The sequence below is a fragment of the Pseudomonas sp. NPDC096917 genome (genome assembly GCF_044762555.1).
Taxonomy (GTDB): domain Bacteria; phylum Pseudomonadota; class Gammaproteobacteria; order Pseudomonadales; family Pseudomonadaceae; genus Aquipseudomonas.
Map to the genome: position 1 here is coordinate 22141 of NZ_JBIWEO010000022.1, position 24118 is coordinate 46258.

At 56.2% G+C, this 24118-nt stretch carries 23 protein-coding genes; 13 read left to right on the forward strand and 10 right to left on the reverse strand.

Annotation, left to right across the window (positions count from 1 at the left end; genetic code table 11):
* Positions 1-362: 362 nt before the first annotated feature.
* The gene (locus ACIQYF_RS20815) at positions 363-764 is read left to right on the forward strand and encodes an acyl-CoA thioesterase (RefSeq protein ID WP_003438129.1); all 402 of its coding nucleotides are present in this window, start codon (positions 363-365) and stop codon (positions 762-764) included.
* Positions 765-790: 26 nt separating this feature from the next.
* Positions 791-1690, forward strand: a complete 900-nt coding sequence (locus ACIQYF_RS20820) for a D-hexose-6-phosphate mutarotase (RefSeq protein WP_402865587.1) — start codon at positions 791-793, stop codon at positions 1688-1690.
* Positions 1691-1815: 125 nt separating this feature from the next.
* Here ACIQYF_RS20820 and ACIQYF_RS20825 read toward each other — a convergent pair whose 3' ends face one another.
* The 4 genes from ACIQYF_RS20825 to purE form a co-directional block, all read right to left on the reverse strand.
* The gene (locus ACIQYF_RS20825) at positions 1816-2352 is read right to left on the reverse strand and encodes a DUF3299 domain-containing protein (protein ID WP_402865589.1); all 537 of its coding nucleotides are present in this window, start codon (positions 2350-2352) and stop codon (positions 1816-1818) included.
* Positions 2353-2435: 83 nt separating this feature from the next.
* Positions 2436-2684: a GlsB/YeaQ/YmgE family stress response membrane protein gene (locus ACIQYF_RS20830; protein ID WP_322236278.1), complete on the reverse strand. Its 249-nt coding sequence runs from the start codon at positions 2682-2684 to the stop codon at positions 2436-2438.
* 104 nt (positions 2685-2788) lie between these two features.
* Positions 2789-3874 carry a 5-(carboxyamino)imidazole ribonucleotide synthase gene (locus tag ACIQYF_RS20835; RefSeq protein WP_402865592.1) on the reverse strand — a complete coding sequence of 362 codons (1086 nt, stop codon included), beginning with the start codon at positions 3872-3874 and terminating at the stop codon, positions 2789-2791.
* An 11-nt stretch (positions 3875-3885) separates the two neighbouring features.
* Positions 3886-4377: a 5-(carboxyamino)imidazole ribonucleotide mutase gene (gene purE, locus ACIQYF_RS20840; protein WP_003438120.1), complete on the reverse strand. Its 492-nt coding sequence runs from the start codon at positions 4375-4377 to the stop codon at positions 3886-3888.
* Positions 4378-4843: 466 nt separating this feature from the next.
* On the opposite strand from purE, the gene ACIQYF_RS20845 reads away from it, so the two are divergent.
* The gene (locus tag ACIQYF_RS20845) at positions 4844-5398 is read left to right on the forward strand and encodes a reprolysin-like metallopeptidase (protein ID WP_402865595.1); all 555 of its coding nucleotides are present in this window, start codon (positions 4844-4846) and stop codon (positions 5396-5398) included.
* A gap of 237 nt (positions 5399-5635) precedes the next feature.
* On the opposite strand, the gene ACIQYF_RS20850 is transcribed toward ACIQYF_RS20845, so the two are convergent.
* On the reverse strand, positions 5636-6544 hold the full coding sequence (locus ACIQYF_RS20850) for a LysR substrate-binding domain-containing protein (protein WP_402865597.1): 909 nt from the start codon (positions 6542-6544) through the stop codon (positions 5636-5638).
* A gap of 180 nt (positions 6545-6724) precedes the next feature.
* Between ACIQYF_RS20850 and aspA the strand changes: the two genes are divergently transcribed.
* From aspA to ACIQYF_RS20880, 6 genes are all read left to right on the forward strand, one after another.
* Positions 6725-8149, forward strand: coding sequence for an aspartate ammonia-lyase (gene aspA / locus ACIQYF_RS20855; RefSeq protein ID WP_402865599.1), 1425 nt, complete (start codon positions 6725-6727; stop codon positions 8147-8149).
* A gap of 251 nt (positions 8150-8400) precedes the next feature.
* Entirely contained in the window at positions 8401-9219 is an 819-nt protein-coding gene (locus tag ACIQYF_RS20860; protein WP_402865601.1) for an RHS repeat-associated core domain-containing protein, read from the forward strand.
* A 493-nt stretch (positions 9220-9712) separates the two neighbouring features.
* Positions 9713-11134 carry an alanine/glycine:cation symporter family protein gene (locus ACIQYF_RS20865; RefSeq protein ID WP_402865603.1) on the forward strand — a complete coding sequence of 474 codons (1422 nt, stop codon included), beginning with the start codon at positions 9713-9715 and terminating at the stop codon, positions 11132-11134.
* A gap of 55 nt (positions 11135-11189) precedes the next feature.
* Positions 11190-12191, forward strand: a complete 1002-nt coding sequence (locus ACIQYF_RS20870) for an asparaginase (RefSeq protein WP_402865605.1) — start codon at positions 11190-11192, stop codon at positions 12189-12191.
* Between the two features lie 53 nt (positions 12192-12244).
* Positions 12245-13237: an AraC family transcriptional regulator gene (locus ACIQYF_RS20875; RefSeq protein ID WP_402865607.1), complete on the forward strand. Its 993-nt coding sequence runs from the start codon at positions 12245-12247 to the stop codon at positions 13235-13237.
* A 135-nt stretch (positions 13238-13372) separates the two neighbouring features.
* A complete protein-coding gene (locus tag ACIQYF_RS20880; RefSeq protein ID WP_402865609.1) occupies positions 13373-14410 on the forward strand; it encodes a histone deacetylase family protein in 1038 nt (345 codons plus the stop codon).
* 106 nt (positions 14411-14516) lie between these two features.
* Here the strand turns inward: ACIQYF_RS20880 and ACIQYF_RS20885 are convergent, their stop codons facing one another.
* Positions 14517-16073: a PLP-dependent aminotransferase family protein gene (locus ACIQYF_RS20885; RefSeq protein WP_402865611.1), complete on the reverse strand. Its 1557-nt coding sequence runs from the start codon at positions 16071-16073 to the stop codon at positions 14517-14519.
* 89 nt (positions 16074-16162) lie between these two features.
* On the opposite strand from ACIQYF_RS20885, the gene ACIQYF_RS20890 reads away from it, so the two are divergent.
* From ACIQYF_RS20890 to ACIQYF_RS20905, 4 genes are all read left to right on the forward strand, one after another.
* On the forward strand, positions 16163-16792 hold the full coding sequence (locus ACIQYF_RS20890; RefSeq protein WP_402865613.1) for an FMN-binding negative transcriptional regulator: 630 nt from the start codon (positions 16163-16165) through the stop codon (positions 16790-16792).
* A gap of 4 nt (positions 16793-16796) precedes the next feature.
* Positions 16797-17249 carry a GNAT family N-acetyltransferase gene (locus ACIQYF_RS20895; RefSeq protein WP_402865615.1) on the forward strand — a complete coding sequence of 151 codons (453 nt, stop codon included), beginning with the start codon at positions 16797-16799 and terminating at the stop codon, positions 17247-17249.
* Positions 17250-17263: 14 nt separating this feature from the next.
* The gene (locus ACIQYF_RS20900) at positions 17264-17935 is read left to right on the forward strand and encodes a GNAT family N-acetyltransferase (RefSeq protein WP_402865617.1); all 672 of its coding nucleotides are present in this window, start codon (positions 17264-17266) and stop codon (positions 17933-17935) included.
* A 252-nt stretch (positions 17936-18187) separates the two neighbouring features.
* Positions 18188-18421 (forward strand): hypothetical protein, encoded by a 234-nt coding sequence (locus ACIQYF_RS20905; RefSeq protein ID WP_402865619.1) that lies wholly within the window; start codon positions 18188-18190, stop codon positions 18419-18421.
* Positions 18422-18672: 251 nt separating this feature from the next.
* Here the strand turns inward: ACIQYF_RS20905 and ACIQYF_RS20910 are convergent, their stop codons facing one another.
* From ACIQYF_RS20910 to ACIQYF_RS20925, 4 genes are all read right to left on the reverse strand, one after another.
* The gene (locus ACIQYF_RS20910; protein WP_402865621.1) at positions 18673-19101 is read right to left on the reverse strand and encodes a hypothetical protein; all 429 of its coding nucleotides are present in this window, start codon (positions 19099-19101) and stop codon (positions 18673-18675) included.
* Positions 19079-20176, reverse strand: coding sequence for a polymorphic toxin type 44 domain-containing protein (locus ACIQYF_RS20915; protein WP_402865623.1), 1098 nt, complete (start codon positions 20174-20176; stop codon positions 19079-19081). Before ACIQYF_RS20915 ends, ACIQYF_RS20910 begins: the two co-directional genes overlap by 23 nt.
* A gap of 660 nt (positions 20177-20836) precedes the next feature.
* Positions 20837-22645 (reverse strand): sodium-extruding oxaloacetate decarboxylase subunit alpha, encoded by a 1809-nt coding sequence (gene oadA, locus ACIQYF_RS20920; protein WP_402865625.1) that lies wholly within the window; start codon positions 22643-22645, stop codon positions 20837-20839.
* An 11-nt stretch (positions 22646-22656) separates the two neighbouring features.
* Complete coding sequence (locus ACIQYF_RS20925) at positions 22657-24072, reverse strand: acetyl-CoA carboxylase biotin carboxylase subunit (protein WP_322236307.1); 1416 nt, start codon at positions 24070-24072, stop codon at positions 22657-22659.
* Between the last annotated feature and the right edge of the window lie 46 nt (positions 24073-24118).

Here is a 24118-nt window from a genome sequence, read left to right on the forward strand (position 1 = left end):
CTCTTATTAGGCTCGACGAAAAGTTGCATCAACGCCGGCAGGGCTTGGCAGGTTTTGAAAGATAACAAATTGTTTGCAAAAGCACAGAGCTAGACGCGCGGCGTGCTCAAAAAGGCGTATGAGGAGGTCGTCGGGCGGGCGATGGCCCGATATACTCGCAGGCCGTAAGAAATATTCAGCAACTACCAAAGTTGCTGTGCGAAACGCCTGCTGGGCACACTCCAGCCGATTTCGCTGAGTTTCCCTTCGCGCGGCTTATGAAGAACGTGACGAACGTAGTATGTTCGGGCTGAATCGTTTTTCTAAAGACGTCTTTTCACCCGCAGTACACATGATGAATCACGGGTCAGAGGCCCTTTGGCATGCTAGAGCTCGAACAAGAAGATCCAATCCCGCAAGGTGACCTGGCCTTGCAAATCACCGCCCTGCCACGCGAAACCAATGGTTTCGGCGATATTTTTGGCGGCTGGCTAGTCTCGCAAATGGACTTGGCAGGCACCGCAATGGCCAGCAAGGTCGCCGGTGGACGTGTTGCCACTGTCGCGATTGATCGCATGGCATTTCTGGTGCCTGTGGCCGTCGGCGCACAGTTGTCGTTCTACACCCAGGCACTGGAAATCGGCCGCAGCTCGATCCAGATGATGGTTGAAGTCTGGAGCGACGACCCGCTCTCCAGCGAATGGCGTAAAGTCACCGAAGCCGTGTTTGTGTTCGTCGCCATTGATGGCAGCGGCCGTACACGCTCTGTGCCACCACGCCGCTAACCCGCCCCGAATAAAGAGAGCCTGCCATGCACCACATTGAGTCTGTCACCCTGGACGAACTGGAGTGCTGGCACTTTCAGCATGGCCAGGCCCAGCTACTGGTCGCCAAACAGGGCGCGCAAGTGCTCAGCTATCAGGTTGGCGATGAGCCGCCGATTGTCTGGCTCAATGAAAAAGCCCAGTACAAAAAAGGCAAAGGCATCCGCACGGGTATGCCCGTGTGCTGGCCATGGTTCGGTAATTTGGCGCGTAACCCGCAAAGCGTACAGGCCATGCGCGTCAACGATGAGCCCGCCACCGCTCACGGCCTGGTGCGCACCCGTGAATGGGAAATGCTGGACATCGATGATGCCGGCGAAGCGCTGCACATTGAATTGGGCCTGCCCCCTATCGAAGGTGGTCTGCCTGGCTGGCCGCACGACGTGGCACTCACCCTGAGCATCCGTCTCGATACCCAGTTGCACGTCAGCCTTACCAGCCATAACCGCAGCGATAAACCGGTCAGCATCAGCCAAGCGTTGCACAGCTACTTCGCAGTCAGTGATGTGCGTAATGTTCACGTCGACGGCTTAGACGGGCTGACGTACATCGAAACGCTCGACGACTGGAAACACGTCCAGCAAAACGGCGCCCTGACCTTCAGCGGCGAGACCGACCGTATTTACCTCGACACACCGCAGCAGTTGAGCATTGTCGATACCGACTGGCACCGCAGCATAGAACTGACCAGCCGTGGCTCGCGCACGGCTGTGATCTGGAACCCGTGGACCGACAAGACCGCCACCTTCAGCGACATGGCGCCCGATGGCTGGCAGCGCATGCTGTGCATCGAAACCGCCAACGTGATGAATGACGTGATCACCCTGGTACCGGGCGCGAGTCATACGCTGGGCGTGAGCATTGGCAGCAAACAGCTTAAAGCCTGATAGAGACCCTGTAGCCGCTGCCGCAGGCTGCGATAGGCTGCGAAGCGGCCCGACAAGAGCGAAGGTCCTGCGGGCCTTATCGCTGCCTGCGCCAGCGACTACAGGGCATACCTTACTGGCCCGGATTACAAATCCGCCTCAACCACAACCCGCACCTTGCTCGCATCCAGCGCATAGGCGGTATCCGCCAAGTCATTACTGACCTTCTCGGTCTTCAGCGTGCCCATCACCCACAGCGGCGTGTAGATGTCATCCAGTTTCAAGCCTTTTGGATAGCGCACCAGTACCAACTGGTTCGGTGGCGGCGGTGGCACATGGATGCAGGCACCTGGGTAAGGCACCAAGAAAAACAAGGTGCTGCGGCCCTTGGCATCTGTTTCCAATGGCACCGGATAACCGCCCAAACGGATATTTTTGCCGTTCATGCTGGCGACGGTTTTGTTGGAATACATCACGGCCGGCAGACCTTTGCTTTGTTTCAAGCCACCCTTATCGGTAAACGTGCCCTGGGCTTCAGGGGAGTCGTGATCGATTTCGGGCATTTCTTCGAGGGCTTTTTGATCCGACTTGGGCATCAGATCAAGCCAGTCGGTTTCGGGCAGTTCTGCCGCGTGTACCAGGCCGCAGCCCAGCAAAAGAAAAATCGCTACAAGACGACGCATGAAGGGCTCAGTAAAAGAGGGCTGATGACGGCGCGCATTCTAGCTCTCTCTGTCACTCAGACAGAGAGAGCCAAAGGCTTGAATCAGCTCTTTTTCGTTACCAGGCCGTAAATCACCAACAAGACGATCGCGCCAATCACGGCACCGATAAAACCGGCGCCCTGGCCTGCCTGGTAGATACCCAGCGCTTGGCCACCATACGTCGCCGCCAATGAACCACCGATACCCAGCAAAATAGTCATGATCCAGCCCATGCTGTCGTCGCCGGGTTTCAGGAAACGAGCCAACAGGCCGACGATCAAGCCGATAAAAATGGTTCCGATGATACCCATAGACGCGTCCTCTCTTTAGATGGCGTTAACCAAAGCCTAGTCAGCACTTTGGTATCACGCCATCAGAGAGCAACAAGAACCGAATGGTTCCATGGACTGCCGGCTTATGCCTCGTCGATCAGCGCCTCAACACGCAGGATCTGCGCTTTCAGGGTCGCCATGTCGGCGCAGCGCAGGTTTGCGTGGCCGACCTTGCGGCCAGCCTTGAATGCCTTGCCGTAGTGATGCAAATGGCAGTCGGCAATCGCAATGACCTTCTCAACCGGCGGCACGCTGCCAATAAAGTTAAGCATCGCGCTCTCACCCACTTTGGCCGTCGAACCCAGCGGCAGGCCAGCGATGGCACGCAAGTGGTTTTCGAACTGGCTGCACTCGGCGCCTTCGGTGGTCCAGTGACCGGAGTTGTGCACCCGCGGGGCAATTTCGTTGGCCTTGAGGCCACCGTCGACTTCAAAGAACTCGAACGCCATCACGCCGACATAATCCAGTTGCTTGAGCACGCGACTGGAATAATCTTCGGCCAAGGCTTGGAGCGGGTGATCGGTGCTTGCCACCGACAACTTGAGAATGCCGCTGTCGTGAGTGTTGTGCACCAACGGGTAGAACTGTGTTTCGCCATCACGGCCGCGCACAGCAATCAGCGATACTTCGCCCGTAAACGGTACAAAACCTTCCAGCAGGCACGCTACGCTGCCCAGTTCGGCAAACGTACCCACAACATCAGCCGGTGTACGAAGCACTTTCTGACCCTTGCCGTCATAGCCCAAGGTGCGGGTTTTGAGGACGGCAGGCAGCCCGATAGTGGCCACCGCGGCGTCCAGATCCGCCTGGGACTGAATGTCGGCAAACGCAGGCGTCGGAATGCCCAGGTCTTTGAACATGCTCTTCTCGAACCAGCGGTCACGCGCGATGCGCAGCGCTTCAGCACTCGGATAAACCGGGACGAATTGCGAGAGGAAGGCCACGGTTTCAGCCGGAACGCTTTCGAATTCAAAGGTCACCAGATCGACTTCGTCGGCCAACTGACGCAAATGATCAGGGTCACTGTAATCCGCACGAAGGTGCTCACCCAACGCTGCTGCGCAGGCGTCAGGCGCTGGATCCAGAAAAGCGAAGTTCATACCCAGCGGAGTTCCCGCCAGAGCCAGCATGCGGCCCAGTTGGCCGCCACCGATTACACCGATTTTCATCGTCAAAAACCTCAGGCTTCGCGCGGGTCTGGATTGTCCAGCACGCTGTCAGTCTGCTCAGCACGGAATGCTTTCAATACGGTGTGAAACTGCGGGTGCTTGGCGCCCAGAATGCTCGCTGACAGCAAGGCAGCGTTAATCGCGCCCGCTTTGCCGATCGCCAGAGTGGCAACCGGAATACCGGCCGGCATTTGTACGATGGACAGCAGCGAATCGACGCCCGAGAGCATCGCTGACTGCACCGGCACGCCGAGCACTGGCAAATGGGTTTTAGCGGCACACATGCCTGGCAAGTGGGCTGCGCCACCGGCTCCAGCAATAATGACCTCGATCCCGCGGCCTTCGGCCTCTTCGGCATACTGGAACAGCAAGTCCGGAGTACGGTGGGCAGAGACCACTTTCACTTCGTAAGGAATGCCGAGTTTCTCCAGCATATCGGCGGTGTGGCTGAGGGTGGACCAATCGGACTTGGAGCCCATGATCACGCCTACCAGTGCACTCATCGTCGCGCCTCTTCTCTTGGGCGCCCGCAGGCGCGTCAAAAAATAACAAGCCACGTGGAGGATCCGACGTGGCTTGTTATAGAAATTAAGGCCGGTCAAGCCAGCCGAAGGCCGCGCAGTATACCCCAAACATGCCGCTTGAAAGCACCTTTGGCGACCATCTGTCTGCATGCAAATCAAACCCGCTAACGGCCGATTTCACTGACCTTAAAGTCAATAATCGGCCGCCTTAGGGAGGGTCTGAAAAAACCCCGCACCTATATAAAACACTCCTCTCACCTACCGCAAAACTTACAATCCGAGGTGATGTTTATTACCTGTCTAATCGAATTCTACGCATCACAAAATAACGCACCATCGCCTTAACTCTTTATGTGACACCCACAAAACTAAACCCCTGCAAGGAATGCAGGTGGCTCCCACAACCTTAAAAAGATTGTCAGGGCCTTAATTAAGGATGATTAACATGAAACCAATCACGCTTTATATATTTGTTCACGACGATGTCCCCGACAGCATAGCCAACACGCTGGGCCGCGGCTATTTCAAAGAATTTACCGATGAGATTTCGGCCATTACCGGGAGAACTTTCGTTTTCAATGAAGTGCGTCGAGTACGCGGTGTGACAGACCTGAACTATAAAAGCCAAAACACAGATGAAGTGTTACGCAATTGGCAAATAGCCGCCATCGGATACAAAAATGACAAAGGCCTGGAGTGGGGTAAAACCGAACGCTATATTCTGGTCACCAAAGACCCGATCAACGAGGCTGTTCTAGGGTCCGCCTATCCCGGCAAACCTGCCGTCATTGCCAGCACCCAATCCTATCAAGTGATCGCCCATGAAGTCGGTCACAGTTTCAACGCGACCCATGAAGATGCCGAACTGGGCTGGAATGCCTGGGGCGGGGAATGCGAGACGTTCATGTACCCACACATTTCTAATGTCCGAGGTAAGTGTTACCGCTATACGCGAAAAAACCGAGAGCACATTAAAGCCTTCCTGAGCGATGCCCCATAACTCATCAATCTCTCACCCTGTTACCCCCCTCTTTGCTAGAGGTATTGGCGATGTTCCCGATTAATATTAATACCTGTGTCCCTGACCCTGTCAGGGTAACGCCCCATCACCCCTTACTTGCGCACTTTTCGCTTCAGCGATAAGAACCGAGAACACATGCGCAAGTCTGTCAGCCCATTGGGCTGACCCCGTTTAGTTGCAAGCCAATGAATGAAGGCCATCACGCTCGGCCTTCATTCAACTGGTTGATGACGATCCGCCTTCCAGCTTGCGCCACAATAGCCGCACGTTCGCCTTGCGCACCAACGCACAGCGATACAGGCGAATCTCCAACGGCACGTGCCATTGCGAGCCTCCACACACCACCAACTCACCGCGCGCCAACTCAGCCCGCACACTTAAATGCGGCACCCAGGCAATACCCAACCCTTCAAGCGCCATGCTTTTGAGACTGTCAGCCATGGCCGTTTCATAAATAGTGGTAAAGCGCAGACTGCGTTGGCGCAGCAGCAAATTCACCGAACGCCCCAAAAAGGCCCCGGCGCTGTAAGCCAATAACGGCACGCTGGCTTCACCTTCCAAATCGAACAGCGGCTGACCGTCCGCGTCGGCAGCACACACAGGCAGCATTTCGGTATTGCCCAAGTGCAAGGACGGAAAAATCTCCGGGTCCATCTGCAATGCCGCATCCGGATCGTAAAAAGCCAGCATCAAATCGCAGCCACCTTCACGTAATGCATGCACCGCGTCTCCGACGTTAGTCGCAACCAGCCGCGTGGCGATGTTCAGCCCTTCGTTACGCAATTGAGCAATCCAGCGCGGGAAAAAACCCAGCGCCAGCGAGTGCGCTGCAGCCACTTGCATGACCTCACCCTGCCCGCCTTCTAAGTGATGAAGGTGGCGCAACACCTCACCCAACTGCTCCACCACGGTACGTGCCGTGACCAAAAACAGCTGACCGGCCGCAGTCAACTCAACCGGGGTGCGGGAACGATTCACCAAGGTCAAGCCCAGCGCCGCTTCCAGGCTGCGAATACGCCGACTGAAGGCAGGCTGAGTCACGAAACGGCGCTCCGCCGCCTGAGAAAAACTGCGGGTAGCAGCCAAGGCACTGAAGTCCTCTAACCATTTACTTTCGAGATTCATCGAGTCCTCCCGGACGCGCACCAAATTGGGTCACACGTTCGACGCGGCCGTCGCGTCACGTCGGTATTATGCCGTTTCTGCATAGGATAGTGTTTAAAGGCATTGGCCCAAAATAGTCTGCAAGCCTAGGATCCGCAGCGTTCCGGCCCAGACCGGGTTCTTATCGAGATGATTTCTATCATGTCCTCTGCTGCATCTTTCCGTACCGAAAAAGACCTGCTTGGCGTACTCGAAGTACCCGCTCAAGCGTATTACGGCATCCAGACCCTGCGAGCGGTGAATAACTTCCGTCTCTCCGGCGTTCCGATTTCGCATTACCCGAAGCTGGTCGTGGCCCTGGCCATGGTCAAGCAAGCTGCAGCTGACGCCAACCGCGAATTGGGCCACCTGAGCGACGCCAAGCACGCTGCCATCAGCGAAGCCTGTGCCCGCCTGATCCGCGGTGATTTCCACGAAGAGTTCGTGGTAGACATGATTCAAGGCGGCGCTGGCACTTCAACCAACATGAATGCCAACGAAGTCATCGCCAACATCGCACTGGAGGCCATGGGCCACCAGAAAGGCGAGTACCAATACCTGCACCCGAACAACGACGTGAACATGGCGCAGTCGACCAACGACGCTTACCCGACGGCCATCCGTCTGGGCCTGCTGTTGGGTCACGACGCACTGCTGGCCAGCCTCGACAGCTTGATCCAGTCGTTCGCAGCCAAAGGCGTTGAGTTCAACCACGTCCTGAAAATGGGCCGTACTCAATTGCAAGACGCCGTACCGATGACTCTGGGTCAAGAGTTCCGCGCGTTTGCCACCACCTTGGGTGAAGACCTGGCCCGCCTGAAAACACTGGCGCCAGAGCTGCTGACCGAAGTGAACCTGGGCGGCACTGCAATTGGTACCGGCATCAACGCCGACCCGCGCTACCAGCACCTGGCCGTGACACGTCTGGCAACCATCAGCGGTCAGCCACTGGTACCGGCTGCCGACCTGATCGAAGCCACCTCGGACATGGGCGCCTTCGTTCTGTTCTCCGGGATGCTCAAGCGTACGGCGGTCAAACTGTCGAAAATTTGCAACGACCTGCGTCTGTTGTCCAGCGGTCCACGCACCGGCATCAACGAAATCAACCTGCCAGCGCGTCAGCCGGGTAGCTCGATCATGCCAGGCAAGGTCAACCCGGTTATCCCGGAAGCGGTTAACCAAGTGGCGTTCCAGATCATCGGTAACGACTTGGCCCTGACCATCGCGGCTGAAGGTGGCCAACTGCAATTGAACGTGATGGAGCCTTTGATCGCTTTCAAGATCTTCGACTCGATCCGTCTGCTGCAACGCGCCATGGACATGCTGCGCGAGCACTGCATCACCGGCATCACGGCCAACGAAGCACGCTGCCGCGAACTGGTCGAACACTCCATTGGTCTAGTGACAGCCCTGAACCCGTACATCGGCTACGAAAACGCCACCCGCATCGCCCGTATCGCCCTTGAAAGCGGCCGTGGCGTGCTGGAACTGGTGCGCGAAGAAGGCTTGCTCGACGACGCCATGCTCGACGACATCCTGCGCCCGGAAAACATGATTGCCCCGCGTCTGGTGCCGTTGAAGGCCTGATGCTGTAACACGCGCTACCGATTTATTGCTCACCAGGTCGAGGGACTAGACACCTCTCACCTTTTGAGGGCTTGCAAATACGTTTGCAGGCCCTTTTTTTTGCCCGCTGTTTGAGCTAACACCTGCGCGTAGGCGCTGCCTTGCACCCAGAGCTACCCCTTCCAGCCCCTACCTATTACTTCTGCTAGGTATTCAGCCTGAGAAAAAGGTAATACAACTGTAAAACCTCTTTCAGCCATAGGTCGTTGGCTATGAATCACTCACTGAGAAAACACGCCCTTATTTACAGATATGACCCCCTAGACCGCTTGGTCGATACGCCCTCCGGTAAACGCTTTTATCTAGGCTCTCGTTTAACCACCGAAACGATGGAGGGTATTACACGTTGCGTTTTTCAACATGAAACTCAAGCCCTCGCACAGTTTCAACAAGAACCAGGCACCCGCACCACAGCGTTAATGACAACCGACTTTCAGGGGTCAGTGATTGAGAGCGTCACTCAACAGGGGCACATCACACGCAGCTTCAACCCTTTTGGCTATGGGCCGCCCGAACAGGAGCGCGGCTTGCTATTGGGTTTTAATGGCGACTACCCAGACCCGATAACAGGTCATTACTTATTAGGACAGGGCTACCGAGCTTACAACCCAGTGCTGATGCGATTTAACAGTCCGGATACGTTAAGTCCATTCGGGGAAGGTGGCTTTAATACCTATGCGTACTGCGAAAATGATCCGATTAATTATGCAGACCCCTCGGGACACATAAAGCTTTACTTCTTAGAGCGCAGGCTTTTCCAGGCGTTAGACATATCCGACGCCAACACTCGGGTTAAAAAAAGCATGGGAAGCATACAAAAAACTAGAAAAACAACACATCCTCGCGCTGAAAAACCAAAGGCAGATACACTGCCGAGACTTGAAAAAACAAGAACATCAAGCAAGCCATCGACAGACACCACCCCCGCCCATAGGCCCACCCCCCCGCAAAAGCACTCGCATACCAGCGCCCGCGCCCGCAACAGTAGAACCACAGGGCATCCTCCCTATTCGCAACTATGCCGATCCTGATCAGTGGCTCGTATTGCTCACTAAAAAACCTGTGAACTCAGTCTCCCGCATAAACAGCAGCCTCCCCCTTCGCCCCATTTATAATTTTGCTCGTCGTGACCTATGGAAAGTGAAGCTGAACCCTCCGCAAGTTAGTGTTACCTTGGTGCGGCTGACGCCTTAAACGGAACCTGCCCGGCCCGAAATACGCAGCAAATACCGGCTCAAACACGCGTTCATGAGCCGTTCAAAACGCCCATCCGGCGACTCACACATGAAAAATCAGTCACTTATAGAGACGCTTCCTACGCTCCTAGGTATAGTGCCCGCCCTCTTGCCATGCGTCGGCCCCGCAATAGCGGCCATCAGCAGCGTGCAAACAGCATCGTAAACCAAGCAGCAACATGGCCTGTTTCACTTTGATCGCCTACGTTTATGCCCTGTCTTGACGGGCGTAATGCATGATCTCGATCCGGCCGTTTTGCCATCAGATAAAAACAGCGAGGAATAATCCATGCTAGAAGTCATCAATGACTTCCTCTCAGGGAAAGTACTAATCGTGCTCATGGTTGGGCTCGGTGGCTACTTCACGATCCGCTCGCGTTTCGTTCAGTTTCGTTACTTCCTGCACATGTTTGCCGTTTTCAAAGACAGCCTGCGCAGCAGCGCCGGCCAACTCAGCTCGTTTCAGGCATTGATGCTGAGCCTGGCAGGCCGCGTAGGCGCGGGCAACATTGCCGGTGTCGGTATCGCCGTGACCCTTGGCGGCCCCGGTGCGGTGTTCTGGATGTGGGTGACCGCCCTGGTCGGCATGTCCAGCAGCCTGATCGAATGCTCGCTGGGCCAGCTGTACAAGCGTCGCGACGCTGAAGGCCAACTGCGCGGTGGCCCGTCCTTCTATATGAAGCACGGTCTGGGCAAAAGCTGGATGGGCAAATTGATGGCCGTCTTGCTGCTGGTCACCTTTGGTTTTGCCTTCATGGGCTTGCAAGCGCACGCGGTGACCCACTCGCTGGAAAACGCCTTCGGTTTTGACGTCAACTACACCGGTGTGGTCATTGCCGTGCTGTTGGGCCTGGTGTTTATCGGCGGTATCAAGCGTATCGCTTCGGTCGCGGACCTGCTGGTACCCGTCAAAACCCTGGCGTACATCGCCGTGACGATTTACGTGATCGTGCTGCAATTCGATCAAGTACCCGCCATGCTCGGCCACATCGTGAAAAGCGCCTTCGGCATGGACCCGGTGTTTGGCGGTCTGATCGGCAGCGCGATTGTGATGGGCGTAAAACGTGGTGTTTTCGCCAACGAAGCCGGTCTGGGCAGCGCCCCGAACGTAGCCGCGGTGGCCGACGTAGAACACCCGATCGCCCAAGGCGTGGTCCAGGCGTTCAGCGTATTCCTCGACACCTTCGTGATCTGCACCTGCACCGCGTTGCTGATTCTGTTGTCCGGCTTCTATACCCCGGGCTTTGAAGGCGACGGCATTGCCCTCACCCAAAACTCGCTGGCCGCTGTCGTCGGCGAATGGGGCCGGGTGTTCATCAGCGTGGCACTGGCGTTGTTCGTGTTCACCTCGATGCTCTACAACTACTACCTGGGCGAAAACAACCTGCGCTTCCTGGTCGGTGAAAGCCGCAAGGCGCTGCTGGGCTATCGCATCCTAGTCTTGGTGTTGATTGTTTGGGGCTCGATTGAAAACCTGCAAACCGTCTTCGCCTTTGCAGACATCACCATGACAATGTTGGCCTTCGTCAACCTGATCGCCCTGGCGATGCTGTTCAAGATTTGCATGCGCGTGCTCAAGGACTACGATGACCAGCGCCGTGCAGGGATCAAGACACCCGTGTTCGATTCCAGTAAATTCCCGGATCTGGATCTGGACTTAAAGGCTTGGCCGCCTCTGCCACCGGCCAAGACCGAAGAAACAAAACGCTAATAACGACGCGGCGGTTCTGACAGAACCGCCGCGTTTTTGCTTATGGGGACTTTAAATGACAGCCACTCATCACATTGCCCAGCGTGTCATGGTGCTCTACACCGGCGGCACCATTGGTATGCAAGCCAGCGCCAACGGCCTAGCCCCTGCATCTGGCTTTGAAGCCCGCATGAACGACTACCTGGCCAGCCAACCGCAACTGCACGTACCACAATGGCGTTTTCGTGAGATGAGCCCGCTGATCGACAGCGCCAACATGACGCCCGCTTACTGGCTGCGCCTGCGCGCAGCGATCATCGAAGCCATTGAGCAGGATGGCTGCGATTCGGTATTGGTCCTGCACGGCACCGATACTTTGGCCTACAGCGCAGCCGCCATGTGCTTCCAACTGCTGGGCTTGCAAGCCCCCGTACTGTTTACCGGCTCCATGCTGCCTGCGGGCGTGCCCGACAGCGATGCCTGGCCAAACGTCAGCGGAGCATTAAGTGCTTTGGGCCAAGGCCAGCCTCATGGTGTGCAACTGTACTTCCACGGCGAACTGCTAGCCCCGACTCGCTGCGCCAAAGTACGCAGCTTCGGCCACCACCCGTTTGTTGCGCTCAAACGTAACGGTGGCAGCGCGAAGGCCGAATCCTTGCCGCTCGCACTGACTTATCAACAGCCCAAGCAAGAAGCCAGCGTCGGAGTATTGCCGCTGGTGCCGGGGATCGGCGCCGCACAATTGGACGCCATTCTGGGCAGCGGTATTCAGGCCTTGGTGCTGGAATGTTTCGGCAGCGGCACTGGCCCCAGCGACAACCCGGCGTTCCTGGCCAGCCTGCAAGGGGCGTACGAAAAAGGCATCGTGGTCGTCGCCATTACACAATGTCATGAAGGCGGTGTGGAACTGGACGTGTACGAAGCAGGCAGCCGCTTGCGTGGGGTTGGCGTGCTCTCGGGCGGCGGCATGACCCGCGAAGCAGCGTTCGGCAAACTGAATACCTTGCTGGGCTCGGGCTTGTCGGTGGCTGATGTACGCCGTCTGGTCGAATTAGACCTGTGTGGCGAGTTGGCTTAACTGCTCCGGCACACAACTTGCTCGCTTCCAGCACCTCCACGCAGGAAGCGAGCATGCTGCATTCACACCTCACCACGCTTAATGCTGTTTCGCTGGTACTCAGCACCTTCGAGGCCGAAGGCTTGCCCAGCGAGGCCCTGCTAACAGGCAGCGGCATACGGGCCGCGGACTTGAGCCGCGCAGACATTCGCATCACCACCAATCAAGAAATGCGCGTGTGCGCCAACGCTGTCGCCCTGCGGCGCGAAATCGGCCTGGAACTGGGTCGCCGCATGCATGTGTCGTCCTACGGCATGCTGGGTTATGCCCTGCTCACAAGTGCCACCTTAGGTGACGGTTTGCGCTTGGCCATACGCTACCCGGCACTGCTGGGAACACTGTTTGAGCTAAACCTGAGAGTCGAAGGTGATCAGGTTTGGTTCTGTGCAGACCAGTACCAAGAAGACCCGCAACTGGCCGTGTTCAATGCGCAATTGTGCATGGTGTCGCTCAAGGTTATTTGCGAAGACCTGATCGGGCAGTCACTGCCGTTAGTGGCCGCACGCTTCGCACACAGCAAGCCCGACTACCACGCCCGCTACGAGCACACCTTCAATTGCCCGCGTCTGTTTGATGCGCCCGACAACGGGTTCGCCTTTGCCAAACAGTGGCTTGATCACCCGTTACCGCTGGCCGATGCCATCACCCACCAAGCCATGGCTGAGCGCTGCCGCAAACAAAACCTGGAGTTCACCGGTCGCCAAACCTGGCTATCGCGCATCCGCCAACTGCTCGCCGCCCAACTGCATGCCGCACCGGGACTCGAAGGCCTGGCCGAACAAATGAACTGCTCGCCGCGCACCCTGCGTCGGCACCTGCATGACGCCGGGTGCAGCTATCAAGGGCTGCTCGACGAGCTGCGTTTTGAACGCGCCAAGCTGTTGCTTCACGAGACCGAATGGCCAATTTATCGAATTGCCGACACATTGGGTTTCAGCGAAACAGCGAGCTTTCGTCATGCGTTCGTGCGCTGGAGCGGCGTCTCGCCGAGCCAATTTCGGGCATAAATGCCCTGAAAGGGGGCGAATTTCGGACAGCTATTTCGGCCATATTGATCTCCTTTTGGCCGCTCCTGCCGTTCTCTGAAACATCCGGCACCGCAAAACTGTAGGCCACCGATCAAGCCTACGGAGAATAAGAAAATGCTGACTATCTATTCTGATGATCACCATCTGCATCATGGCCGCTGCGAGTTGATCGACGGGCAATTGCTGCCTTGCTTCGAAATGCCCTCACGCGCAGACCATATTCTGCAGCGGGTACAGGCCCGCGAACTCGGTCCCGTGCAAGCCCCGCATGACTTCGGCCGCGATCCGATCCAGCGCATACACAGCGCGGCCTACCTGGACTTTTTCCAGGGCGCCTGGGACCGCTGGACCGAGCATGGCCGCGAGGGCGACTTGCTCCCCTACACCTGGCCAGCTCGCACACTGCGCGCCGTATTGCCCACCACCCTGCACGGCCAACTCGGCTACTACAGCTTTGACGGTGGCGCACCGATTACAGCAGGTACATGGCGCGCAGCCTACAGCGCAGCGCAAGTCGCGCTGACCGCGCAGGCCGCCATCCAGAACGGCGCTCACAGTGCATTTGCGCTATGCCGTCCGCCGGGCCACCACGCGGCCAGCGATTTGATGGGCGGATATTGCTACCTCAACAACGCTGCCATTGCCGCACAAGCGTTCCTTGATCAGGGCCGCAGCAAGGTCGCAATCCTCGACGTGGATTACCACCACGGCAACGGCACCCAGTCGATTTTTTATGATCGCAGCGACGTGCTGTTCACCTCGATTCACGGCCATCCGGAGGCGGAGTTCCCGTTTTTTCTGGGCTATGACGATGAACTCGGTGAAGGCGCGGGCGAAGGCTTCAACTTCAACTACCCGTTGGCGGCCGGTTCAGCCTGGGATCGTTGGAGCGCAGCCCTTGAGCAAGCCTGCGCTGAGATTGAGCGCTATGACGCCGACGTCATCGTGGTTTCGCTGGGTGTCGATACATTCAAGAACGACCCGATTTCGCAGTTCAAACTCGACAGCCCGGACTACCTGCTCATGGGTGAGCGTATTGCTCGCTTGGGCAAGCCGACGTTGTTTGTGATGGAAGGCGGCTACGCGGTAGAGGAAATCGGCGTGAATGCGGTCAACGTGCTGGAAGGGTTTTTGAAGGTGTCTAAAGGCTAAAACATCCCTTGTAGTCGCTGCCGAGGCACGAGGCTGCAATGCAGGCCGCAGGACCACCGTTTAGGGTCGCTGCGCAACCCATCGCAGCCTCGTACCTCGTCAGCGGCTACAGGGTTTTGCTCCATGCCCTTCTCAATCGCCCCAGCGCCGCTTTGATATCCGCCTCCGGCACCGCGGCAAACCCCAGCACAAGCCCCGCCCGTTTATCCACAGGCTCCACCGAGTCGTCCAACCAGTAACGGCTTAAACCGTTGACCTCAACCCCTACCTGGGCAGCCTGCGCCAGCAAGGTTTGCTCGCGTTCGAAGCTGCTGACCGACACGGCCATGTGCAAGCCCGCCACCACGCACGGTGCCGCGCCCAGCCCTGGAATATCGGTTGGCCAATCCGCCAGCAAGGCATTACGCCGTGCCAATGCAGCGCGGCGCATACGCCGGATATGGCGCTGGAAATGCCCCGCCGACATGAACTCCGCCATCACCACTTGCGTGCTGACTTCTGAATGGCGCATGTCCAATGCACGCCGCTGGGCAAATGGCTCCACTAATGCAGGCGGCAATACCACATAACCCAAGCGCAACGCCGGAAACGCCACCTTGCCGAAAGTACCCACATATATCACCCGGCCCTGACGGTCCAATGCCGCTAGCGGAGCCAACGGCGCGCCCGAATACCGGTACTCGCCATCGTAGTCGTCTTCGACTATCCAGCCCTCTACGCGCTCTGCCCACGCCAACAGTTCAAGACGCCGAGCCAGGCTCATCGTGACGCCCGTCGGGTACTGATGTGAAGGGGTCACGTAGGCCAGCGTGCAATCGTTTAACCCCGCCAGCGCCGCACAGTTCATGCCTTCCTGATCGACCGCCACACCCTGTACATGCGCCCCCGCAATCGCAAAAGCTTGAGCCGCCGCACGATAGCCTGGGTTTTCCACAGCAACACCCCGCCCAGGCTCTACTAACAGCTGTGCACAAAGGCTAATTCCCTGCTGTGCGCCACTGGTGATCAAAATTTGCTCAGGCGTGCAAGATAAACCACGCGAGGTGCGCAAATAGACTGCAATTAATTCTCGCAGCCGTTGTTCACCTGCCGGGTCGCCGTAGCACAGATAGTGCAAATCTGGTTTGCGCCAAAAAGCCGCCTGGAGCTTGCTCCAGACCTCAAACGGGAACAAATCATAGGCTGGAACACCCACCCGAAATGCCCGTGGTGCTCCTTTGGCTGGCAACGGTAAAGGATGCTGAGTAACCCTCCCCAAGGCAGCGCTGTGGATAACTTTACTGGATGTAATTACAGGTAAATCGCCCGTTTTTGTGGATAAACCTGTGGGTAAGCTTGTTGAAAACCCTGTGGATAACTTGGTGGACAACTTTTTGAGGGGTAACGCTTTTTCGGGCAATCGAGCCACATAGGTCCCGTCCCCTACCCGCCCCTCGATAAAACCTTCGGCATAGAGCTGATCGTAAGCGCGCACCACACTGTTGCGCGAAACCCCAAGGGCTGCCGCCAAGTCGCGAGTGGCCGGTAACCGCGAGCCACTGCTAAGACGACCGTCGAGCACCCTTTGGCGCAGCGCCTGATACAGCTGAGCGCTCAAACCTTTTTTGGGGTCCAGCTCGATTCCGGCCGGATTGAAAGCAATGGATAGCGCTGAATCAGGCATGGATTGGACCTATAAAAATGACCCGAAATGGCTCTTACAACCAACCAATAGCCTGCCTAGGATGCAGCCATACGCCAAGGAAAATTTCTATGTACGTCCCCCACGCCTTCGCTGAAAACGACACCGCCACCTTGCACGAACAGATGCAAGCCTCGCCCCTGCCCGTGCTGATCACCCACGGCAGCCAAGGCCTTCTCGCCAGCCATGTTCCGTTACTGCTCAACCCGACCGAAGGCACCCATGGCACGTTATACGGGCACCTGGCGCGGGCGAACCCACAGTGGCAGGCATTGGCCGAAGGGGTCGAGGCGCTGGTGATTTTTGCGGGCGAACAGGCCTACATCAGCCCGTCGTTCTACCCGAGCAAAGCCGAACACGGTAAGGCGGTGCCTACCTGGAACTACCTGGCCGTGCATGCCTATGGCCAGCCCGATGTGTTCGACGATCACGACCGTTTGCTGGCATTGGTCAGCCGGCTGAGCAGCAAACATGAAGCCAATCGACCCGAGCCGTGGGCGGTGAGCGACGCTCCGCGCGACTACATCGACAGCATGCTCAAAGCCATTGTGGGTTTCAGCATTCCCGTCTCACGGCTTATCGGTAAACGCAAACTCAGCCAAAACCGCAGCGTTGCCGACCAGATCGGGGTGCGCGACGGCCTGTTGGCCAACAGCACTGCACACGACCACGCACTCGCTCAATTAATGGCTAAGGAATAGCAACATGGCTCAGCAACTACAGATAAAACCCGCCACTGGCGCCGATCACGACCAGTGGCTAGCCCTGTGGCAGGCGTATCTGACGTTCTATAAAACCGAACTGCCCACTGACGTCAGCCAATCGACCTGGCAGCGCTTTCTCGACCCGGCCGAACCCACCCATCTGGCTATTGCCTGGCAGGGCGACAGGGCGGTGGGCATCGTGCAGTTCATTTATCACCGCTCCAACTGGAGCATTGGCGACTCCTGCTACCTTCAAGACCTGTTTGTCAGCCCCGACATGCGCGGCACGGGTGCCGGTCGCCTATTGATCGAGCACGTCTACGCCCAGGCTCGCGACAAGCACTGCGCCAAGGTCCATTGGTTGACCCATGAAACCAACGCCACCGCGATCCAACTCTACGAGCGCATTGCCGAACGCCCTGGCTTTATCCAGTTTCGCAAAGCCTTGTCATAAATAAGGAACCCGTGATGCCTCAATCTCTAGAAGACTGGCAGCCCGCCAAGCGCCCACACAATCAGCTAATTGAGGGACGTTACATTCGTCTGGAAAAACTAGACCCGCAGCGTCATGGCGATGACCTATGGCTAACCTTGGAAGGGCCTGAAGGCGACCCCAAACTCTGGGACTACATGGCCTACGGCCCTTTCACAGAACGCGCGGCATTTGATGAGTGGCTCAACAGCAATGCCGCAAGCCTCGACCCTTACTTCTACACCGTCATCGACCCAACCAATGGCCAGGCGCAAGGCCTGCTCAGCCTGATGTCCATCGTGCCCGAGCACGGGCGCATCGAGATAGGCCACGTGACCTTCGGCGCCGCCATGCAGCGCTCGCCGAAAAGTACCGAGGCGGCCTACTTGCTCGCTAAGGAATCGTTCGCCCTGGGCAACCGCCGCCTGGAATGGAAGTGCAACAGCGAAAACGCCCGATCCAAACGTACAGCAGTACGATTGGGGTACACATACGAAGGTGTCTTCCGCCAGCATATGGTCGCCAAAGGCAAGAATCGTGATACCACGTGGTACAGCATTATCAGTACGGAATGGCCCGCTATCGCGATAGGCTTTGAAAAATGGCTGGCACTGGATAACCAACCCAAAAGCGGCCAAATCAAGACGCTCGAACAATGCAGAGCCTAACGTGCACATAAAATGATCAATGCGCCCAACAAGGACTGTTGGGCGTTTTTTGTACAGAAGGGATTAAAACTATCGCGGCAGACGAACCACACCAACTCGAGGCACTGGACAGGCTCTCGCTTTCAAATATTGCATTCGATGCCTCGGGATCATTTACCTCAGTCGAACGTCAGGTCGCGTTTCTGGATTTGACTGGGCGTGATATTGAGTTTCGCAATCAGACGCTTGATCTACCCGATCAGCTAAACAGCGGTGACTTTAAAGTGCCCTGGCGATGCTGTGCTGACTGCGGTGGTTGATAAAGAAGGCGTTGGCACTTGGATCAATATCCCCGTAAAGCAATTAATCGCCCAAGGGCTGTACCTTGGCCTGATCGAGTCTGCCGCAGATCAGCGTTTGCCCACTCCACTCACCAAAGCACCAGAGAAATACATTGACCCGCAAGCCTCCAAAGACCGAAAGGGAATCGTCGTACGAAATGCCTGATTTCACCCCCGCGTAGTAGCAAGCTTGCCTTGCGATCTTTTGATCTTTAAAAGATAGCGAGGCAAGCTTGCTCCTACGGGGTCGGTGTCAAATCTCGGGTTAAAAAAAGGGGAGCGCATGCTCCCACGGGGTTTAAAACGTTTGAATCAATGGCGTATCGAGCTTCGATTTCGATCTGGGTTGCGCCCGAGTTAACGCGGTCGACCGCCTTGCTCACGCCACCCGCATCAGGAATCGGCAGCAGCCCATCCCTAAGGGGCAGTAGCATCAAGTTCAAACCTTACCATCTGAATCTCTCCATTTAATTTAAATATTGAGACACTATGAAACTTATAAATCGTATTATTAGTCTTTAATTTCACCTTATCTCCTGTAACTTCACTAACAGCATTGCCACTCTTGGTAACGAGGAATGGCTCCATCTTTTTGGATTTCTCAAGGACTGCTTCGTCACTGGGCTGAACCGCCATGAGGAAATACCTATAAGTGTCCGCCACAGTGGCGCCTCCAGTGTCGTACAGCACTTCATAAACGGCTCCACCTCCGCTAACGTTGGTGGCTGATACCACTTTGCTAGGGTCTGGCCTGAATGGAGAAGATATAAAGATATAGAGCGCCTGTACCAGGCAAATAACCAAAAGCCCCCAGAACGCCCACTTAATAGCCCTTTGATTTTGCATAATCTATGCCCGCCTTAATCCACACTTGGTCAACCGGATCATCCCCATAAGGCGCATCACCCCAAAAGTAACCAAAAATTTCTTCAGAAGTACCCGCCTTCATCTGCGCGGCCCCAGCAGCTCTCAAAAGTACCGCCTCTGGAATTTTGGCAGCCGTACCAACTGCCCCATAATGAAAATTACCAAAACTTTCATATTGAGGCTGTCCTTTTTTGTAATCCCACGGACCTCCGTTTCTAACTTTCATATAAAACCAAGAATAAAAATGCGCAGAGCCACGGGATGGAAAAAACTGATCGTGTTCCAAAGCCTCCTGCATATTGTTATCTAAAGAGACTCCCGGTGGAGCACCAGGAAATTTTCCTAATCGGACCAGCTCTTTCGCAGCCTCTAAAGCCGCAGCGTCAGCGGCGGCCAACTGGAGTGATAGTGCCGCTGACTGACTTACAAGCTGGTTAATAACTTGTCTCAGCAAGAAGGCGTCTTTAGCCGCCACGTAGGAGGTTGCGTAACCATCCAGTTGCTCTCTGGCACGCTGAGGGTAGAGACCTATAGTAGATCCCATGCCTTTCATAGCAATTTGTGTTCGCTGCGATTGTGTGAGCGTCAGCGGATCGCTCCCGGAATAAAGATGGGATGTTGCAATAAAAGCGGCCAAATTCTGCCCACTGATACTGACCAAGCCATCAACAATTTTTTTATTGTTCGCTATATTTCCTCGAGCGTCGCTGTGGGAATAGCCAGACTTAGAAAGCTCTTGCTCCACAATAAGATCTGTGAGGGCAGATGTGTCGGCATACAGGCTATCAATATTATTTTGAGCTTGGGCGAGCGCAGGTATTATTCTCCCGCGCAGATGATGAACATTAAGATCTTTCGTCATGCGCCTAAGATCGAAGTTAGACAAGTCTCCCCAATCTGCTTCAAATTGGGAGACTGTTCTACGCCCAATATAATCCATAGCACTGGGACGACCACTTGGACTATTAGTTGAGTCAACTACGTAGTTATTACTTATGATCTGGGGTTTCATAGGTATACCGCGATCGACTAAAATATTTTTTTCTTCTGGCACAGTTATTTCCTTTAATCCTAATAAATATTCTTGGATTGCTTTTCAATAAAATATCTAGGCAGAGCAAAAAAAACGATTGACTATTGAAGTTATACGCTATGACACCGACTAACTGTACGCGCACAGACACGTTAAATTTCGATACATATGTATCGAAATTTAACTCAGACGTACATGTTTAAGACGCGCGTAAACCTTTAAATTAAGCCCAGACACCAAAATAAACGATGGGGTGGCAGCCGCACGCAGGTTAGTCGACCGGCACACTAGGAAACCCGGCGCGCCCAAAGGCGCCCTGCGCACGGCCACCATAAAGCTGAGGCCGAAAAAAAGCGCCTCGCAGAGGTGGCGCATTGCGCCTAGTGAGAACCGGGCGACTAAACCCGATCGCTGATGTGCAGCGACGGGCCGAGACTAGACCCCGATTTTGGCTGGCGCAAGCGATGCGGATCTTCTCGGAAGTTTCTGTGAATTGAAAGGGAAACGTCGTACGAAATGCCTGATTTCACACCTGCGTAGGAGCGAGCTTGCCTCGCGATCTTTTGATCTTGAAAAGATCGCGAGGCAAGCTCGCTCCTAAGGGTCGGGGTCAAATCTCGGGTAAAAAAAAGGGGAGCACATGCTCCCCCGAGGTTTAAAGCGTTTGGATCAAAGGCGGTATCAGGCTTCGATTTCGATCAGGATTTCGCCCGGATTCACGCGGTCGCCTTTGATGACGTGGATGGTGATGATTTTGCCCGCGATGGCAGCCTGTACTTCGGTCTCCATTTTCATGGCTTCGGTGATCAACACCGATTGACCGGCCTTGACGACGTCGCCCACGTTGACCAGTACATCAACGATGTTGCCCGGCATGGTGGTGCTCACGTGACCCGGCTCACTGGCTTGTTTACGCTTGCCGATGGAGCTGCCCACGAATTCGTTGAGCGGCTCGAACACCACTTCCTCCGGCATGCCGTCGATGGACAGGTAGAAGTGACGCTTACCTTCGGATTTGACGCCGACACCCGTGATGTCGACGCGGTAGCTTTCGCCGTGCACGTCGATCACGAATTCAGTCGGTACGCCTTCGCCGCCAGCCTTGCTCACGCCACCGGCCTCAGGAATCGGCAACAGCACTTCTGGGGCCAGGGTGCCCGCTGCACGCTCTTCCAGGAACTTGCGACCGATGTCCGGGAACATGGCGAAGGTCAGGACGTCTTCTTCGGACTTGGCCAGTGCGCCAATTTCGGCACGCAGTTTGACCATTTCTGGCTTGAGCAGGTCTGCAGGTCGTACGTCGATCAGTTCTTCGTTGCCAATAGCCTGACGACGCAGTTGTTCGTTCACAACACCTGGCGCTTTGCCGTAGCCGCCTTGCAGATAAAGCTTCACTTCGTTGGTGATAGTTTTGTAACGCTCACCCGCCAGCACGTTGAAGAACGCCTGCGTGCCCACGATTTGCGAGGTCGGTGTCACCAGCGGCGGGAAGCCCAGGTCTTCACGCACACGCGGGATTTCGGCCAGCACTTCGCTCATGCGGTTCAGAGCGCCTTGCTCTTTAAGCTGGTTGGCGAGGTTGGAGATCATCCCGCCCGGCACCTGGTTCACTTGTACGCGGGTGTCGACGGCGGTGAATTCGCTTTCGAACTGGTGATACTTCTTACGCACGGCATAGAAGTACAAGCCAATTTCCTGCAACAGTGCCAAGTCGATACCGGTGTCGTATTCGCTGCCTTTAAGAGCCGCAACCATGGATTCGGTGCCCGGATGACTGGTGCCCCACGCGAAGCTGGAGATCGCGGTGTCGATGTGATCAGCGCCATTCTCAATGGCCTTGAGTTGGCACATGCTCGCCAGACCGGCCGTGTCGTGAGAGTGGATAAAGATCGGCAGGCTGATTTCAGCCTTCAGTGCCTTGACCAGGTCGCCCGTGGCGAACGGTGTCAGCAGGCCAGCCATGTCCTTGATCGCGATCGAGTCGCAGCCCATGGCTTCCATTTGCTTGGCCTGAGCCACAAATGCATCAACGGTGTGCACCGGGCTGGTGGTGTAGGCGATGGTGCCCTGAGCATGCTTGCCAGCGGCTTTTACAGCTTCGATGGCCACGCGCAGGTTACGCACGTCGTTCATGGCATCGAAGATGCGGAACACGTCGATACCGTTGACGGCGGCTTTGGCGACGAACGCTTTAACGACGTCGTCGCTGTAATGGCGATAGCCCAGCAGGTTCTGACCGCGCAGCAGCATTTGCAGACGGGTGTTAGGCAATGCGGCACGCAGTTGGCGCAGACGCTCCCACGGGTCTTCTTTCAGAAAGCGTACGCAGGCGTCAAAGGTCGCGCCGCCCCACACTTCCAGCGACCAATAGCCGACCTTGTCGAGCTTGTCGCAGATGGGCAGCATGTCTTCGGTGCGCATGCGGGTGGCCAGGAGCGACTGGTGGGCGTCACGCAGGATGGTGTCAGTTACAAAGATCTTCTTGGACATAAAAATATTCCTCACAGGCCTGCGTGGGCGGCGATGGCGGCGGCGATGGCCAGGGCCAGCTCTTCGGGTTTGCGCTTGATCGAGTAGTTGGTCAGTTCTGGATGGCTTTCTACGAAGCTGGTGTTGAACTGGCCACTACGGAATTCCGGGTTACGCAGGATTTCCTGGTAATACGCAGCGGTGGTTTTAACCCCTTGCAGACGCATGTCGTCGAGGGCGCGCAAACCACGGTCCATCGCTTCTTCCCACGTCAGCGCCCACACCACCAGTTTCAAACACATGGAATCGTAATAGGGCGGGATGGTGTAACCGGTGTAGATCGCCGTGTCGGTACGCACGCCTGGCCCGCCGGGCGCGTAATAACGGGTGATCTTGCCGAAGCTCGGCAGGAAGTTGTTTTTCGGGTCTTCGGCGTTAATCCGAAATTGCAGGGCAAAGCCGCGATGCTGAATATCTTCTTGCTTGATCGACAGCGGCAGGCCGGAGGCGATGCGGATCTGTTCGCGAACAATGTCGATCCCGGTGATTTCTTCGGTGATGGTGTGTTCCACCTGCACACGGGTATTCATCTCCATGAAGTACACCTCGCCCTCGGCGAGCAGGAACTCCACAGTACCGGCGTTTTCGTAACCCACGGCCTTGGCTGCGCGCACCGAAAGGTCGCCAATGTAGGCGCGCTGTTCAGGGGTCAGTTGTGGGCTTGGAGCGATTTCGATGAGCTTTTGGTTGCGACGCTGGATCGAGCAGTCGCGCTCAAACAGATGCACCACATTGCCGAAGCTGTCACCCAGGATCTGCGCCTCGATGTGCTTGGGGTTCACGATGCATTTTTCGAGGAACACTTCAGCCGAACCAAACGCTTTGGTGGCTTCGGAAATCACTCGTGGAAAGGCTTGTTCCAGTTCTTCACGGCTGTTGCAGCGACGAATACCGCGACCGCCACCGCCCGAGGTGGCTTTGAGCATGACGGGGTAGCCAATGCGATCACCTTCGATCAGCGCTTCGTGGATGTCGGCCACGTTGCCTTCGGTGCCCGGCGTTACCGGCACACCGGCTTTGATCATGCTGCGGCGAGCTTCTGTCTTGTCGCCCATGCGGCGAATGACTTCTGCAGCCGGACCGATGAACTTGATGCCGCGTTCGGCACAAATATCCGCCAGCTCAGCATTTTCTGACAAGAAACCGTAGCCCGGATGCAAGGCATCGCAGCCGGTTTCAACCGCCAGGTTCACCAGCTTGCGCGGGTTCAAATAACCGGCCAGCGGATCTTCTCCAATGCTGTGCGCTTCGTCGGCACGCTTTACATGCAATGCATGACGGTCAGCGTCGGAATACACCGCTACGGAGCGAATGCCCATCTCGGCGCAGGCTCGCACGATGCGCACGGCAATTTCTCCGCGGTTGGCGATCAGGATCTTTTTTATCACTTGGATTTTTCCCTAAAGCCCATGGAACAAACGACCTGCTAGACCA

Coding starts and splice junctions, on each gene's coding strand:
- ACIQYF_RS20815 (WP_003438129.1), top strand. CDS start 363: ATGCTAGAGCTCGAACAAGAAGATCCAATCCCGCAAGGTGACCTGGCC.
- ACIQYF_RS20820 (WP_402865587.1), top strand. CDS start 791: ATGCACCACATTGAGTCTGTCACCCTGGACGAACTGGAGTGCTGGCAC.
- ACIQYF_RS20825 (WP_402865589.1), bottom strand. CDS start 2,352: ATGCGTCGTCTTGTAGCGATTTTTCTTTTGCTGGGCTGCGGCCTGGTA.
- ACIQYF_RS20830 (WP_322236278.1), bottom strand. CDS start 2,684: ATGGGTATCATCGGAACCATTTTTATCGGCTTGATCGTCGGCCTGTTG.
- ACIQYF_RS20835 (WP_402865592.1), bottom strand. CDS start 3,874: ATGAAAATCGGTGTAATCGGTGGCGGCCAACTGGGCCGCATGCTGGCT.
- purE (WP_003438120.1), bottom strand. CDS start 4,377: ATGAGTGCACTGGTAGGCGTGATCATGGGCTCCAAGTCCGATTGGTCC.
- ACIQYF_RS20845 (WP_402865595.1), top strand. CDS start 4,844: ATGAAACCAATCACGCTTTATATATTTGTTCACGACGATGTCCCCGAC.
- ACIQYF_RS20850 (WP_402865597.1), bottom strand. CDS start 6,544: ATGAATCTCGAAAGTAAATGGTTAGAGGACTTCAGTGCCTTGGCTGCT.
- aspA (WP_402865599.1), top strand. CDS start 6,725: ATGTCCTCTGCTGCATCTTTCCGTACCGAAAAAGACCTGCTTGGCGTA.
- ACIQYF_RS20860 (WP_402865601.1), top strand. CDS start 8,401: ATGAATCACTCACTGAGAAAACACGCCCTTATTTACAGATATGACCCC.
- ACIQYF_RS20865 (WP_402865603.1), top strand. CDS start 9,713: ATGCTAGAAGTCATCAATGACTTCCTCTCAGGGAAAGTACTAATCGTG.
- ACIQYF_RS20870 (WP_402865605.1), top strand. CDS start 11,190: ATGACAGCCACTCATCACATTGCCCAGCGTGTCATGGTGCTCTACACC.
- ACIQYF_RS20875 (WP_402865607.1), top strand. CDS start 12,245: ATGCTGCATTCACACCTCACCACGCTTAATGCTGTTTCGCTGGTACTC.
- ACIQYF_RS20880 (WP_402865609.1), top strand. CDS start 13,373: ATGCTGACTATCTATTCTGATGATCACCATCTGCATCATGGCCGCTGC.
- ACIQYF_RS20885 (WP_402865611.1), bottom strand. CDS start 16,073: ATGCCTGATTCAGCGCTATCCATTGCTTTCAATCCGGCCGGAATCGAG.
- ACIQYF_RS20890 (WP_402865613.1), top strand. CDS start 16,163: ATGTACGTCCCCCACGCCTTCGCTGAAAACGACACCGCCACCTTGCAC.
- ACIQYF_RS20895 (WP_402865615.1), top strand. CDS start 16,797: ATGGCTCAGCAACTACAGATAAAACCCGCCACTGGCGCCGATCACGAC.
- ACIQYF_RS20900 (WP_402865617.1), top strand. CDS start 17,264: ATGCCTCAATCTCTAGAAGACTGGCAGCCCGCCAAGCGCCCACACAAT.
- ACIQYF_RS20910 (WP_402865621.1), bottom strand. CDS start 19,101: ATGCAAAATCAAAGGGCTATTAAGTGGGCGTTCTGGGGGCTTTTGGTT.
- oadA (WP_402865625.1), bottom strand. CDS start 22,645: ATGTCCAAGAAGATCTTTGTAACTGACACCATCCTGCGTGACGCCCAC.